This is a genomic window from Trichococcus ilyis (assembly GCF_900109135.1).
Lineage (GTDB): Bacteria > Bacillota > Bacilli > Lactobacillales > Aerococcaceae > Trichococcus > Trichococcus ilyis.
Genome location: NZ_FNYT01000044.1, coordinates 1 through 13,715 on the forward strand (window position 1 = coordinate 1; position 13,715 = coordinate 13,715).

17 protein-coding genes are annotated in these 13,715 nt (G+C 37.7%); 6 read left to right on the plus strand and 11 right to left on the minus strand.

Annotated elements, in window-relative coordinates:
- Window positions 1-153: 153 nt before the first annotated feature.
- Both BMX58_RS13810 and BMX58_RS13815 read left to right on the plus strand, forming a co-directional pair.
- Complete coding sequence (locus BMX58_RS13810) at window positions 154-690, plus strand: hypothetical protein (RefSeq protein WP_068624653.1); 537 nt, start codon at window positions 154-156, stop codon at window positions 688-690.
- A 135-nt stretch (window positions 691-825) separates the two neighbouring features.
- Window positions 826-1,062: a hypothetical protein gene (locus tag BMX58_RS13815; RefSeq protein ID WP_068624651.1), complete on the plus strand. Its 237-nt coding sequence runs from the start codon at window positions 826-828 to the stop codon at window positions 1,060-1,062.
- Between the two features lie 169 nt (window positions 1,063-1,231).
- Here the strand turns inward: BMX58_RS13815 and BMX58_RS13820 are convergent, their stop codons facing one another.
- Together BMX58_RS13820 and BMX58_RS13825 are read right to left on the minus strand one after the other, a co-directional pair.
- Complete coding sequence (locus BMX58_RS13820; protein ID WP_068561783.1) at window positions 1,232-1,684, minus strand: DUF305 domain-containing protein; 453 nt, start codon at window positions 1,682-1,684, stop codon at window positions 1,232-1,234.
- 267 nt (window positions 1,685-1,951) lie between these two features.
- Window positions 1,952-2,263, minus strand: coding sequence for a BRCT domain-containing protein (locus BMX58_RS13825; RefSeq protein ID WP_068624649.1), 312 nt, complete (start codon window positions 2,261-2,263; stop codon window positions 1,952-1,954).
- Window positions 2,264-2,670: 407 nt separating this feature from the next.
- Here BMX58_RS13825 and BMX58_RS13830 point away from each other — a divergent pair, with 407 nt between their 5' ends.
- Entirely contained in the window at window positions 2,671-3,867 is a 1,197-nt protein-coding gene (locus BMX58_RS13830; RefSeq protein ID WP_068624648.1) for an ATP-binding protein, read from the plus strand.
- 481 nt (window positions 3,868-4,348) lie between these two features.
- Here the strand turns inward: BMX58_RS13830 and BMX58_RS13835 are convergent, their stop codons facing one another.
- From BMX58_RS13835 to BMX58_RS13865, 7 genes are read right to left on the minus strand one after another with little or no spacing between them, the layout of a single operon-like run.
- The gene (locus BMX58_RS13835; RefSeq protein WP_068624646.1) at window positions 4,349-5,032 is read right to left on the minus strand and encodes a ribulose-phosphate 3-epimerase; all 684 of its coding nucleotides are present in this window, start codon (window positions 5,030-5,032) and stop codon (window positions 4,349-4,351) included.
- A gap of 35 nt (window positions 5,033-5,067) precedes the next feature.
- On the minus strand, window positions 5,068-5,871 hold the full coding sequence (locus BMX58_RS13840) for a Cof-type HAD-IIB family hydrolase (RefSeq protein ID WP_068624645.1): 804 nt from the start codon (window positions 5,869-5,871) through the stop codon (window positions 5,068-5,070).
- Between the two features lie 9 nt (window positions 5,872-5,880).
- Window positions 5,881-6,789: a class I mannose-6-phosphate isomerase gene (locus BMX58_RS13845; protein ID WP_068624643.1), complete on the minus strand. Its 909-nt coding sequence runs from the start codon at window positions 6,787-6,789 to the stop codon at window positions 5,881-5,883.
- A gap of 41 nt (window positions 6,790-6,830) precedes the next feature.
- Complete coding sequence (locus BMX58_RS13850) at window positions 6,831-7,640, minus strand: PTS system mannose/fructose/sorbose family transporter subunit IID (RefSeq protein WP_068624642.1); 810 nt, start codon at window positions 7,638-7,640, stop codon at window positions 6,831-6,833.
- Window positions 7,641-7,661: 21 nt separating this feature from the next.
- The gene (locus BMX58_RS13855) at window positions 7,662-8,486 is read right to left on the minus strand and encodes a PTS mannose/fructose/sorbose/N-acetylgalactosamine transporter subunit IIC (protein WP_068624640.1); all 825 of its coding nucleotides are present in this window, start codon (window positions 8,484-8,486) and stop codon (window positions 7,662-7,664) included.
- Window positions 8,487-8,503: 17 nt separating this feature from the next.
- Window positions 8,504-8,998, minus strand: a complete 495-nt coding sequence (locus BMX58_RS13860) for a PTS sugar transporter subunit IIB (RefSeq protein ID WP_068624639.1) — start codon at window positions 8,996-8,998, stop codon at window positions 8,504-8,506.
- 37 nt (window positions 8,999-9,035) lie between these two features.
- On the minus strand, window positions 9,036-9,449 hold the full coding sequence (locus BMX58_RS13865; protein ID WP_068624638.1) for a PTS sugar transporter subunit IIA: 414 nt from the start codon (window positions 9,447-9,449) through the stop codon (window positions 9,036-9,038).
- A 181-nt stretch (window positions 9,450-9,630) separates the two neighbouring features.
- Between BMX58_RS13865 and deoC the strand changes: the two genes are divergently transcribed.
- The 3 genes from deoC (at window position 9,631) to BMX58_RS13880 (ending at window position 12,234) form a co-directional block, all read left to right on the plus strand.
- Window positions 9,631-10,344, plus strand: a complete 714-nt coding sequence (gene deoC / locus BMX58_RS13870) for a deoxyribose-phosphate aldolase (RefSeq protein ID WP_068624636.1) — start codon at window positions 9,631-9,633, stop codon at window positions 10,342-10,344.
- 67 nt (window positions 10,345-10,411) lie between these two features.
- Entirely contained in the window at window positions 10,412-11,128 is a 717-nt protein-coding gene (locus BMX58_RS13875) for a GntR family transcriptional regulator (protein ID WP_068624634.1), read from the plus strand.
- Between the two features lie 128 nt (window positions 11,129-11,256).
- Window positions 11,257-12,234, plus strand: a complete 978-nt coding sequence (locus tag BMX58_RS13880) for a Gfo/Idh/MocA family protein (RefSeq protein WP_068624633.1) — start codon at window positions 11,257-11,259, stop codon at window positions 12,232-12,234.
- A gap of 228 nt (window positions 12,235-12,462) precedes the next feature.
- Here the strand turns inward: BMX58_RS13880 and BMX58_RS13885 are convergent, their stop codons facing one another.
- Both BMX58_RS13885 and BMX58_RS13890 read right to left on the minus strand, forming a co-directional pair.
- Window positions 12,463-13,272, minus strand: a complete 810-nt coding sequence (locus tag BMX58_RS13885) for an IS4 family transposase (protein ID WP_113649409.1) — start codon at window positions 13,270-13,272, stop codon at window positions 12,463-12,465.
- A gap of 151 nt (window positions 13,273-13,423) precedes the next feature.
- Window positions 13,424-13,715: transposase (locus tag BMX58_RS13890; RefSeq protein WP_165605760.1), on the minus strand; the 292-nt coding region annotated here is incomplete at its 5' end.

Below are 13,715 nucleotides of genomic sequence, written 5' to 3' on the forward strand. Positions count from 1 at the left end.
TCTAACAATGCACTGAAATACGAGATTCTAACCTTCATTTGTAAATATTTAGCGTGTTCGCTTTACAAAAACAAACGTACGTTCGTATAATTGGGAATATAAAGGATTTAAATCCAGACAAACAGACTAGCAGTGCTATAGGAAGGTGAAAGTATGATAAAGGAAACCAGAAAGCGAACAGAGAAAGTATTTGAAGAGTACAACGACTACCAGGATAGAGGCATGGTTAAGTGGTTAACGGCATTCTCAATGGAAGAACTGACAAGGTCCATTTCTGCTGGAAAAGAAGAGGCTCTGAAGGATATCCCTATCCTCGCTCAAATGAATGCAAGTGAAATTGACGAGGTATTAGCGGAGGCTCTGCAGAAAAACAGACCCGTATCAATTCAATTGAATCAAAAAGATTACCTCGGGCGTCAAACTGAATCGATAGTAGGGCATTTCAGAGGATCTCTTACGGGAAATAAAATCTTCATTAACAATCAATGGATTTCACTGGAATCTATTCGCAATATACAGCTTTTACAAGAGGAAAAATGGTTCCAGATTCACGTCTTTACAAATAATCGAATGCAAATAGCCGGAAAGAATCCTACTCCAACATCTTCCCCTATTGAAGAAAATGATACTTTTGATACCGAAATTACCTGGATTGAGGACTTCAATCAGAGCGAGGAGTGGATAGAGTAGTCGAGGCAGCTGGGATATCTAGCCATCTCAGAAATAGGTATGCAGCGTACGGCTGTTCAGCGTTTTTTTCTAGTTTTTGAACTATTTCTTTCCTGATTAAGAAAGCGTATACTTAATTTTAAGGGGGAAGAATTCTTGGAATATTATGCGAGAGTAGTTGAAAGACTAGAATCCAGAGTAACTTCTACAACATCTTCTATTAAGATAGTAGAAGCATATACACATATGCAGTTGAATGCCGGTGTATCAGAAGAATACCTATCTGATTATTATGCAATCATAGACATTGAGACAGGTAGACTCGATGGCTTGAAAGAAGCACTGAGAATACTGCAATCAGAATTACTAAACTACCACTTGAGTCAGCTGTAGAAGTTGATCTCTTATTTAGAAGAGAATCTCTATACTAAAAGAAGGAACAAAGCTATATTTTATTAGCTGTGTTCCTTCTTTAATGTTCCGAGGTTTTTCGTCTGTAAGGAGGCTTTTTTTAGAGTCGTACCCTCTACCCGCAATTAATTCGTCTCTATCAAAATATCTGTTACTCTCTTTGCTGAATTTCCTCAATTAAAATTTTCATCTCCGCGATCTCTCGCTCCTGTGCAGCTATGATCTCATCTGCTAATTTTCGAACACGCTCGTCTTCTATCGTTGCTCGTTCACTAGCCAAGATGGCAATGGAATGGTGTGGAATCATAGCTTGCATGTAATCCACATCATCTATCGTCGCCTGACTGCGCACCAACCATAAAGAAACACCGAAGATTAAAAAACTCGCTCCCAGTATGATAATATTCCATTTCTTATTATCATACATCTTCCACATAAACGATAGCATCACAACCGCCATCACGGATCCCATAATCAACGTCATTAAGAGCCGCATCTCGCTGAAATAAATATGATTTAGCTGAAATACATTCAAGAACATCAAAAAATACATAATTACCGTAGAGACCAAAATCATAATTCCAAAGCGTACATACTTCTTCATAACAATCTCCTCCTAGTTGTAATTACTCTTTACATCTCCTATCTCCATTATAGCCACACGCGGATGACGGGTCAAAAATCCTATTTCAATTTTGAGGAGGTCGCCCGTCAATCCATCAAACGCCTCTAGGGCTAGTAGGCGTGTAAAAATTAGAAACTTTGACTAATCCCTATATTCGAGAATTTTGAAATGCATTTACTTTTAAGTTGATTTTCATTCAGTGCCCTCTCTTTTTAGACCTTCTGAAACAGAAGAGGTGGGTTCATCCTACCTTCTAGATCCACTCATAATCCCCACCACTTGATTTAGGTGTAACAGGGCTTTCTCCAAGAATGCCTGCTCGGACAAAACACAAACAGCGTGGCCTTCTTGTTGCAAAGCTTCCACTTTTTGCATCTTCAGACTTCGTGGATCTTCTTGAAAGAGATTGGTGATCGCCTTTCCGACTACAAGGATGGTTGTGTCCTTTGTAACCGCTGCTTGCGGCTTTCCTCCTAAGGCAGTGACTAATGCCTGCGCTTGTTTCCGAGAAAACGTATCCAATTTACCTGTAAATACAATTTTTTCGCCCCGCAACATAGTATCACCTGCCTTTCCCCTCAGCTGGAAGGGTTCTTTTCTCTATTTTACCCTTCTCGAAAGACTTTTATCAAGAACGATTAGCGAACGTGTATTCTTTTTGCAGAAAAAGGCCTTATATTGCTCTCAACCTAACCTTAGACCCCTTTTTACTTTAAAGTGGGTGGGAAAATAAAGGGTTTTAAGACACTTTCAGATTGAAGAATGGACGACTCCCATTCAAATCTACTAAATTTAACGACAAATAAAAAATTCCTCGAGTATAATCGAAAAAACAAACAAATAAATAAGTTTTTAGAGTATAATCGAAATATATGCATAAAAATAAAATTATTAGCGTATGCTCGAATAAATATTTGGAAATGAGACATATTTCGCTTATGTCACAGGATTTTAGGAGGAACAGTATGTTTAATCGTCAGAGTTATTTAGATAAATTGATTCAGGCAAAAGACAGCGATTTTGTAAAAGTACTGACTGGGGTCCGTCGCTGTGGGAAATCAACCCTTTTAATGCTGTATAAAGACTGGCTGCTGGAGCGTGGCGTCGAAGAAAATCAAGTTATCGAAATCAGTTATGAGAGGATGGAAAATGAACCTTTGAAAGAGGGGCACCGCCTCCATGCTTATCTAAGGGAACGGATTCCAGGACAGAAGCGGGTGTATCTGCTGATTGACGAAGCGCAGGAAATTCAGGGATGGGCTAAGGTTATCAATAGTCTCAAGGTGACGTTCAATGCGGATATTTATGTGACTGGGTCAAACTCCAGTCTTTTTTCTGGAGAATACCTTACTTATTTATCCGGACGGTATATTGAAATAAAGGTCTATCCCTTGTCTTTCCGTGAGTTTTTGGAGTTTAAACAGTACGATACGGTAAATAACCTAGAACAACATTATCAAGAATATCTCCGCAGCGGATCCTTCCCCGCAGTGAACCTGGTGGAAGACGAAAATTTGATTCGAACGATTAACCAAGGACTCTTTGATTCTATTTTCTCAAGAGATATTATTAGCCGCGGTGAAATAAGAGAAATTGGTGGCTTCTACAAGGTCGCAAAATTTGTATTTGATAACATTGGCAACAGTCTGTCCACCAATAAAATAGCCAATACGTTGCGCTCTGAGGGATCAAAAATCAGTCATGACACAGTGGATAATTACTTGATGTTGATGTGTAACGCCTATATTCTCTACCAGTGCAGTCGTTATGATATACGCGGGAAAGAGCTCTTAAGAACAAACGGAAAGTATTATATTGTCGATATGGGGTTACGCAATCAATTGATCGGCTATAAGTCTTCCAATATGGGACATGATCTTGAAAACATTGTGTTCTTAGAGTTAATCAGACGAGGATACCAGGTTTTTGTTGGCAAAAACGGGACCGCCGAAATTGATTTCATTGCGGAAAGATCGGAGACGAAAATGTATATTCAAGTCTCTCTATCGGTGATGGACGAGCAGACAAAAGAACGAGAATTCAAAGCTTTTGAAAAAATTACCGATAACTATCCGAAATGGTTGATTACGATGGATCGCTTGGATATGTCCCAAAATGGCATCCTTCACAAAAATGTATTTGATTTTCTATTGGAAGAGTAGCGGTATCCATATAAAGCCGTGAGCAACTCTTCTGTTCTTCCTTCCATTAAATGAAAAGCGACTCTTTCTGATTTATCTACAGAAAGAGTCACTTTTTATATAAGTCAGTGCGAAATTAAATCCTTGCGGGTAATTCTCCTGTTAAATAAAATTTTAAATAATACGCTAAAAATGCATAGAGTTCCCATCTATGCATTCAAATATAGTAAGTTTACTGTAAAGAAATCAGTACAGTGGCCGTTAACAGAGACTAATAAAAGCCTATCAGCGCTAAACTAAATTGGCTCTTACATAAATTTGGTGAGTATCATAATACATCTGTTTGTATTTATTGGAGTATGAATCATAGTAAGTACTTTTGAGTTTTGACTATTTTATTCTCACTTGCAAAGTATCAACCCGTAAAAAATAAGTATGTGCTCATCAATTGAAGATGGCACATACTTATTCTAGTTGCTTATGGAATTATATTACTTTCCTATTATGTTGTTTTAGTTTGAAGATTTAGTACCTGTCTAGACCTGTAATTTGAAATCAATTCATCGTAACTTTGATTTTTACCAAATAGCGCAGACGTACCAAGAACAAAGCCTTTCACGCCTAAAGCCCTCCACTTTTGAATCTTATCTGGGGTTATTGCACCATCAACAACTAATTCAAAATGATGATCAGTTTTGAGTGTTAGTAGTTGATGGATTTTATCATCAACAAAGTCTAAATATTTTTGGCCCGAAAAACCTACATAAACCGTCATTACCAAAACATAATCTACAAGAGGTAATAGTTCTTGTATCTCAGAAATTGATGTACCTGGATTTAGGACGATACCCGCCTTTTTTCCGTAACTTTTTATTTTATATAACGTTGATTCAGGTAGGTTCTCAGAGTTAGGATGGATATATATGATATCCGCTCCTAGTTCAGCGAACATTTGGACATAGTTACTTGGTTTTTCTACCATTAAATGAACATCTAGTGTTAAATCAGTCGTTTCTCTAATGATTTTAAAATCTTGCAAACCCATACCAAGTGTAGGAACATATTTTCCGTCCATTATATCAATGTGGAATATATCTGCGCCGGCCTTTTCCAAACTGATTACTTCATCTTTCAAGTTACCAAAGTCTGCGCACATCATCGACGGACATAAGTATATATCAGCCATTGAATCCTCCGTTTCATCCTAAATTTATCATTTACTCAGAAAAAAATATCTGATAAAACTTGACTAACTCCACTACTGTTATTATCTGGACAAATTATATCTGCAGTTTCTTTAACTAAAGGTGAAGCATTGTGCATTGCAATAGCTAAACCAGATAAATTCAACATTTGTATGTCATTCTGTTGGTCACCTATAGCAATTACATTTTCTCGATCAATCTCTAACGAGCGCATAATTTTCTTTAAACCAGATGCTTTATCAACATTTTCTTTCAAAATCTCAAAATACATTTCATCACTACGTACGCAGTTATATTTTTCGACAAACCACTGAGGGAGTAGCTGAGTTTTATGATTCAACATTTCGCTATCAGCTGTGAATAAAGCTTTATGGATATGCTCATGATTAGCAAGGGCTGACGGAGTTTTCGTAAAGATATCCATATCAGATAAATAAGCGTCTAAAATAATGTACTTGTTGATTGGATTGTTATGGGTAATCAATTGATTGCTATCTAAGAAATGCAAGCTTATTTCTAAGTCATCAGCCATTTGGATTATCTCTTCGATTTCACTCCGCTTAAAATGCTCTTCATGAATGATTTTGTCTTGAATCACGTTATACACGACTGCACCATTGTTGCAGACCAAAAAATCAATGTCCCCGTGCTCAAACATATTTAGATACGGCTTTACTCCAGAAATTGGTCTACCTGTACTTATGACAGTAAAGATACCTTTTTCTTTGACTTGTTTAATTGCTTTTATGTTTTCCTCAGTCAATTTCTTTTCATCATTAAGCAATGTCCCGTCCATATCCATCGCTATTAGTTTGTACAAATTATACACCTACTTAAAATATAGTTTTGGGGTTGCAATGACTACTTCCTCCGCAGCTTGAGAGATACTTATCGCTTCGTCCGGTAAAACAAGGATGCTCATCCCAGCCAGTATGCTATGACCATCAACACACATACTTCCTTTGGAAACGGTGATAGCTACCGCCACGTCTGTAGTATTGTGATATACATTCTCTAAAGTTTTTCTTACCATAGTATATGGCTGTTCTGATACCAGAGTGTCTTTTGGAAATGCGCTGCTTTTAACACGGTTTTCGGTATTCAAGGTCTCTATTGCATCGTCTAAATGTAGGTCTCGAAGTTTTCCGTCATTGTCTAAACGATTATAGTCAAAAAAACGATATGTGATATCTGTCGATTGTTGGATTTCATAAACAAGGGATCCACGTGTCAAAGCGTGAAGAGTACCCGAAGGGATATACACTACATCATCTTTCGAAACAATGATTTTACCAACTACACTTTCATAGTCTCCGTTCAGAATACTCCGCTTGATTTCCCTTTTATCCTCTATCAGTGAATCAGCATATATCCAGCCTTCGCTGGGAGGCTCAATAAAATACCATGATTCACTCTTACCATATAAGGCATTTTCATGAGTTATAGCATACTCATCGGTTGGGTGAACTTGTATACTTAGATTTTCATCTGCGCTAGTGAACGAAATAATGATTGGATAATCAAAACCTGCTGTGATTCCGAATTTTTCAGGGGCTGCTTTTACAGCTTCATAAAGGGTACGGTGCTCATCCCCTGCCACAATTTCATTGCTCAGCGCTTCAATGCCGGATACAGAATAGACCGATCCTATTCTATCAATATGGGAATCTCCTGAGTATTGGTGCAGCCGAGGGGTTCCCCAAATTCTTTCCTTTGAAACTGGCTTAAGTACTATCATTTTTCGATCTCCCTTACATCATTACTTATTGATTTTGTAGTTTAAAATACTCCTAGCAATACACCCACAGTAACAATTGCTGTCAAAATAAGTATAACTTTGGTAGCACTCATTCTTTTTTTAGCAATTAGCCACCACGATAATATGACCATCAATAATGGTAGCAATCGCGGGAAAATTCCATCCATGACTGACTGGAGCTCCTGTACCTCAGTCCCCATAGGTATTGTTAATGCAGTTGATAAATAGATATTAGAAGCTGCTAGTCCTCCAACTACCATAATCCCTAAGATATTAAAAGCATCTGTGATTCTCTGGGCATTTTCTCCAACAATAACATCGATTGCATTGACACCTAATTTATAGCCATAATTAAAGGATAAGTAGCTTATCAATGGACCTGCGATACCAAATGAAATCATGTAGAATAATGGTCCGATGGCACTTCCGTTAACAGCCATTCCCATGGCGATGGAAAGTAGTAACGGAACAATGATACCTTGAATGATTGAATCGCCAATTCCTGCTAGAGGGCCCATTAAAGTAGCTTTGATATTGACAGGCATATCTTCACTTACTTCTTCACCTAAAGCAATCTGTTCTTCTAAGGACGTCACAATTCCATTAATTAATTGTCCGGTTTGTGGTTCTGTATTGTAAAACATAGAGTGTCTAGTCATCAATCGGCGTTGCGCTTCGAGATCATCTTTATAAAATTTCTTTGCGAATGGAATAAATGCATATGCCCAGGCATGAGCTTGTAACTTTTCATAACTCATGGATGACAGATGAGTAAAACCCCAACGAGCCCAAATTTGTCTACGATCTTTAACTGTTAATTTTTCTTGCATTGCTGTTCACCTCTCCGCTCTTTAAAATAATTCGTCATCTTCGAATACTGCTGCACTAGATCCTCCGCTCTCAGTTACAACACCGCGGCGCTCTGAAGCAAGGTATACAACATACGCTACAAGTGCTGCAATAAAGACTAAAGCAATCATACTTAGTCCAGCGAATGCCATCAGTACAAATCCAGCAAAGAAGAATATAAAATGACTACTTTCTTTAATAACAATATTCATTAACATTGCGATACCTAATGCAGGAAGTACGCCACCTAGGACTGAAATAATATGTGTAACTACTTCTGGAATGGTATTCAGCAACCCATCAACTAGAGGTTGTCCATAATAAACGGCTAGAAATACAGGTACTGCACGAAGTAAAAAGGTGGTAATTTGTGGTCCAATTACATGATTGAATGTGATACCGTTGTAATCAAGTTCTTCTGCAGCCTTTTGTGCTTTCGTATTCCAGAAAGAATACGCTGCCATTCTACTATTATAGAAAATCAACCCGAAGGTTTGTCCGATTAAAATTGCAAGAGTGACTGCAATTGCGGGATTCCCTCCAGTTGCCATTGCTAAACCAATTCCGCCATAAGAGGCATAAGTGATTTCGCTATTGGTAGCCCCACCAGTTGACAAATTTGCGATGAACACCCCTTGGACAGCGACACCACAGAGAACGCCTGCCGTAACATCGCCAAACGCTAAACCGACAAGTAATCCAGCAACTAACGGTCTCCCTAAGATATAAAACCCACCAGTGATACCGAACAACCACGGTGTTTCAATCGCACCGAGATAGCAGAAAATCCCTGTTAGTAATGCTGATAGCAACAAACTAGTTTCCATTTATATAACCTCCCTCATTAACTCATAGAATCATATTTTTTCTTCATTGTTGGCCAATTTTTAATGTCATCATCCGGTAATAATTGGAATTGAACATCTACCCCTTGATTATAAATATAATCGAATGCTTCATAATCGTCCTGATCAAGAGCTACAGTTCGACCTAAAACTTTTGTACCTGGCCTTGTATTCATTGGGCCAACATTCAATGTTTTACCGAAGTCAACACCAGCACGTAATAAGCTAGCAAATGTCTTTGGGGAATCACTAATCAAAAAATAATCCTTAGGGCCTTCTATAGCTTTAGCAATTTTTTCAGGAGCAACTTCTTCGGAATACACTCCTAATTTTAGATTCCCAGCTGCCGCTCTCAACACTTTCTTACGTAATTCATCACTTGCAATATTATCCCCCACAACAAGTACCCCAAAGACATTCCTTGCTTTAGTCCAACGTGTTGTGGTTTGCCCATGAATAACGCGATCGTCGATTCTTACTAATGTAATAGACATAAATACTCCTCCAATTTAGATTAATCAAACTATTATTTTATAATCCCAAGTCGTCTTCTGAATCAGATTCTTCCAATGAAATTGATTCTTTACCAGTATCAACGGCTAGCTGTGCTAGCTGATCTAAGTCATTAATAGATGAAAGTGATAACCCAAGCTCAACTAACATAGGTAAATTCATCCCAGCTATTAAACGTACTTTACCTTCATGCATCAACTTATAACTATAGCTTTCGTTATGGGGCGTTCCTCCTTTGATATCTGTCAGGATTAGCACATTATCCTTAGATGTCAGTTCATCTAGCAATTCATTGAGCTTATTCCTAAATGTGCCAATTCCACTATCATCTAAACTGATAGCATGAATGTTCTTGTTTTGTCCGGCAATCATTGTATAGCTTTCAAGTAAACCGTGACAAAAATTTCCGTGTGATGCTAAAACAATTTTCATAATGCCCTCCCTATATGTAATGTCATATTATTTGTTAACGATTTCATTCTATATCAGTTAAATCTTCTTTTCAACGCGTTTGTGGTATTTATTTTAATATTTAAGTGTTGACATATAGTTGGATTTTGTTTTATAATCCGAATATGTAATAACATAAAAAGGAATCAGGAGATGATCACCAATGAAAAAGAAGTACACTATTGATGAATTAAGCCGTTTTATAGACCACACCAATCTTGCCGCCTATGCAACTGCAGAAGATATGAGGCTGCTGTGCGACGAAGCTAAAGAATATCATTTTAAAATGGTAGCGATTAATCAAGTTCAATCAAAGATATGCGCTCAATTTTTAAAAGATACTGATATCAACGTCGGTGCAGCGATCTCTTTCCCATTAGGACAAACGTCGATAGAATCAAAAGTTTACGAAACTGAAGATGCAATTAAAAATGGTGCCACCGAGATTGACTATGTCATTAATTTAACAGAAGTAAAAAATGGTAACTTTGATTACATCAAAGATGAGATGGAGAAAATTGTTAGCGTATGCACTGATCATAACGTAATATCAAAAGTGATTTTTGAGAATGCGTATTTAAGTAAAGAAGAAATCGTTACGCTTTCAAAAATTGCGAAAGAAGTGAAGCCAGATTTCATCAAAACTTCTACCGGGATGGCACCAACGGGAGCTACAGTAGATGATGTTAAACTTATGAAAGAAATTGTAGGTGATGAAGTAAAAGTTAAAGCCGCTGGAGGAGTTCGTGATGTTGACACATTCATTAAAATGGTTCAAAATGGAGCTGAACGAATCGGAACTAGTTCTGGGATCAAGATAATCGAAGATTTTAAGAACCAGCTACTAACTTCCGGGAAAGAATTTATGGAATTTTAAATAAATTTAAACTCTCTTATTATTTGATAATACTAAGAGAGTTTTTTTTGGAAGGATAATTTATCTAATGGACAATAAAAAATTACACGAAGGAATAAGAGAGGATTTACTTGAGAAAATACTCAACAACACATATAAATTGCATGAAAAAATCCCCAAAGAGCTCGATTTAGCCGAACAATATGGAGTGAGTCGCCCAACCGTAAGACAAGCAATACAAAGTCTTGTAAATGAGGGGTATTTAGAGAGAATCAAAAGAAGTGGGACTTTTGTCCGTCAAAAGAAAATTAATCAAGAATTCACCCATATGATTAGAAGTTATGAAGATGAAATACAGCAAAAAGGGCTACATCCGGTAACTAAAATCATTTCCTTCACTAAAGAAAATGCATCCCAAGATGTAGCACATAACTTAAATATCAACGAGAATGATAAAGTATTCAAATTAACGAGATTAAGATATGCAGGAAATGAACCTGTTGTGTTAGTTACAACATATTTCCCATATAAAGGATTCGAGAAACTGGAGAACGTAGATTTTGTACACAGGAGCCTATATAAAGAATTAGAATCGTTAGGCTATCCCGTTGTTTCTATACAGCGGAAACTAGAGGTTATAAAAGCTGATGAACTGTCTGGAGTCATGCTTAACATTCCGATTAATGATCCAGTATTCTATTTTCATTCTGTTGGGAGTACAGTTGATGCAACTCCAGTTGAATATTCTGTTTCCTGGTATCGAGGGGACGTAAACTCGTTTGTATTCAACATCAACATCACGTAATCAGCTAAGGAAATAAATCGTAGTCCATTAGATAAAAATTTCTTTACTACATATCGCAAAAAATATTGGAGCAACAATTTAATAGGTTTATTTGAATCATATAGGAGATATGAGGAGGACACGCCAAGATGGAAAAACTATTAAAATGGGCGATAGTAGGAACTGGAGGTATTGCCCATGAATTTGCCAATCAGTTTCAATCAGACAATGCTGTTATAGAGGCTGTAGTATCCAGAAATCAAAACGCGGCTGATAATTTTGCAAATAAATTTCATATTAATAAGGCATACAGCAACTATGAGAGCGTTCTGGAAGATAGTGAAGTAGACATAATTTATATTGCGACCCCGCATAATATGCATTATGAGTACATTTATCGGGCATTAGAAGCTCACAAACACGTAGTCTGCGAGAAAGTTATTGTGTTGAATAGCAGACAATTAAGCGTATTGAGAGAACTTGCCGATAAGAATGGTTTGTACTTATTTGAAGCTATGACAATTCATTATATGCCTGTTTATAAAGACGTAAAAGAGTGGATCAAAACAAACGAATTAGGTCCTTTAAAAATGATTCAGGTCAATTTCGGGAGCTATAAAAACATTGAAGATCGCTATTTCTTTAAAAAAGAACTAGCTGGCGGTGCACTTTTTGATATAGGGGTCTATGCCCTAAATTTTGCACGTTTCTTCTTGTCGGAACAGCCTAATAGCGTCCTTACGCAAGTCGTTATGAATAAATCGGGTGTTGATGAAAGCTCTACGATAAGTTTAAAAAACAAGAAAGAAGAATTGGCTAATATATCTTTAACATTCAGAGCAAAGATGCCAAAAGTAGGGATAATTGCTTTTGAGAATGGTTATTTTACAGTTGATAATTATCCCAGCGCAAAGAATATCTTATACACATCTCATTCAGGAGAAACCGTATTATTTGAATCCGGAGATTCTACAAAAAGGCTTAATTACGAAGTGAAAGAAATATCTCAAATTATTTTAAGTAAAACTTCTAATCCCTACATACATTTAACTTCAGATGTCCTCGAAATAATGGACAAAGTACGTAAGGAATGGAACTTAATATATGATGGCTACGAAACTATTTGAATGTACAATACCAGCCACACAACTATTATCTGTTAATCTGAATTAATACAATTAACTCAACTTTCGCACACTGAAAAAGACCCTAAAGGCTTGATACATCAATAATTCTAGCTATAATATCATGCCGCTAAAGCACTTGAAAGCAACTTTTCCGGCTGATGAAAAGCTCGTTTTAAGAAAGCTGGAAAATTGTCGAAAACTCTGTCCAGAACAGACTGCACCATTTCTTCAGACAAGATAGGTTCTTCCTCCAGAGAAGCCTTCAGACAGTCCAATACCAATAGAATGGCTTCCGCAAAGCGGATACTCCGAAACTACACGCTTGATTACTTTTGGAAATGCGAACCAACTATCGAAAAGCAACGTTTGCGCGCAGAGTTGGAGCGGATTGATGTCATCAAGCAAGTCGAACAGCGCTTCCGTCGACTTTTTGACGGCTTCCTTGCGACGCTTGTAACCCACGGTACGCTTATCTATATCAGAGCTGATTTCTTGGAAACGATTCTTTTGTTTTTCTGAACTCAACAAAGAGAATGCAAGCGGCATGAATGTATTGCCATCCGACCAACCCAAAGTCAGCATGCGGAAGCCGCGAACGTACCTCCCTGTAGTATGATCATGAACAAGCGCAAGCATCTCGACTGACTTGCTGCGCGCACGACTGTACAAAGAATCGTCCAAAATCAGGACGCGTTCGCGGTTTTCTGAGACAAGCGGGAGCAATTTCTGGGTAATGACATTCCGGCTCAGCAGCAACAGAAACTTGCGCCAATTATAAGTTGCGTTGTTGAGCAAGCGATAAACCGCATCCTTGGCAGGAGCCGCTGGCTCCCTTCCGGATTCCAATGTCCGATACAAATTTTTCTTTTGAAGGACCAATGAAAAGATGAACTGGACCAAGAACACGGGAGAAATGCCCGTTTCTTTCCGGACATTGGATTGATTCAGTAACGTTCCCAGTTTCTGTTCGCGAAAAAATTGATGAACGTAAGAATTAAGTTCCTGGTTGGTTTGATTTTCTGGTAAAATAGTAGCCATAAGACATCCCTCTTTCGTATGTGTTGTGTGGTAACTACATTTTACCAAAGAGAGGTGTCTTTTTGCGTATATTTTGATATTTAAGGCTTTAAAAACATTGATATACCAAAGGTTTAAATAATGTCTGCTGAATAAATCCCTAATTGTTAGCTTACGGGATTACCAAGGGTTCCATTCTTGGTAATCTCATCCATCGGATGATAGTCAAAAAAATGCGCAATGAAACCTTGGACAGGTTCATTGTAAGGATGGATAAAGCAATCACACATAGACTGGTCTCTTCAAGGCGTGTTCGAATAAGCCTGAGCCCGTACTTTCTTTTCGCCAGGCTGAAGCCTCTTTCGACCTCCACTCGATTGCAGTTATCGATGTATTCTTGTTTTTTGTCTACTTTTTGATCCTTCTTGGGCCTGCCGAGCGACGGTCCAGATAAGCGAATGCCT

Coding starts and splice junctions, on each gene's coding strand:
- BMX58_RS13810 (WP_068624653.1), top strand. CDS start 154: ATGATAAAGGAAACCAGAAAGCGAACAGAGAAAGTATTTGAAGAGTAC.
- BMX58_RS13820 (WP_068561783.1), bottom strand. CDS start 1,684: ATGAAGAAGTATGTACGCTTTGGAATTATGATTTTGGTCTCTACGGTA.
- BMX58_RS13825 (WP_068624649.1), bottom strand. CDS start 2,263: ATGTTGCGGGGCGAAAAAATTGTATTTACAGGTAAATTGGATACGTTT.
- BMX58_RS13830 (WP_068624648.1), top strand. CDS start 2,671: ATGTTTAATCGTCAGAGTTATTTAGATAAATTGATTCAGGCAAAAGAC.
- BMX58_RS13835 (WP_068624646.1), bottom strand. CDS start 5,032: ATGGCTGATATATACTTATGTCCGTCGATGATGTGCGCAGACTTTGGT.
- BMX58_RS13845 (WP_068624643.1), bottom strand. CDS start 6,789: ATGATAGTACTTAAGCCAGTTTCAAAGGAAAGAATTTGGGGAACCCCT.
- BMX58_RS13850 (WP_068624642.1), bottom strand. CDS start 7,640: ATGCAAGAAAAATTAACAGTTAAAGATCGTAGACAAATTTGGGCTCGT.
- BMX58_RS13855 (WP_068624640.1), bottom strand. CDS start 8,486: ATGGAAACTAGTTTGTTGCTATCAGCATTACTAACAGGGATTTTCTGC.
- BMX58_RS13860 (WP_068624639.1), bottom strand. CDS start 8,998: ATGTCTATTACATTAGTAAGAATCGACGATCGCGTTATTCATGGGCAA.
- BMX58_RS13865 (WP_068624638.1), bottom strand. CDS start 9,449: ATGAAAATTGTTTTAGCATCACACGGAAATTTTTGTCACGGTTTACTT.
- deoC (WP_068624636.1), top strand. CDS start 9,631: ATGAAAAAGAAGTACACTATTGATGAATTAAGCCGTTTTATAGACCAC.
- BMX58_RS13875 (WP_068624634.1), top strand. CDS start 10,412: ATGGACAATAAAAAATTACACGAAGGAATAAGAGAGGATTTACTTGAG.
- BMX58_RS13880 (WP_068624633.1), top strand. CDS start 11,257: ATGGAAAAACTATTAAAATGGGCGATAGTAGGAACTGGAGGTATTGCC.
- BMX58_RS13885 (WP_113649409.1), bottom strand. CDS start 13,272: ATGGCTACTATTTTACCAGAAAATCAAACCAACCAGGAACTTAATTCT.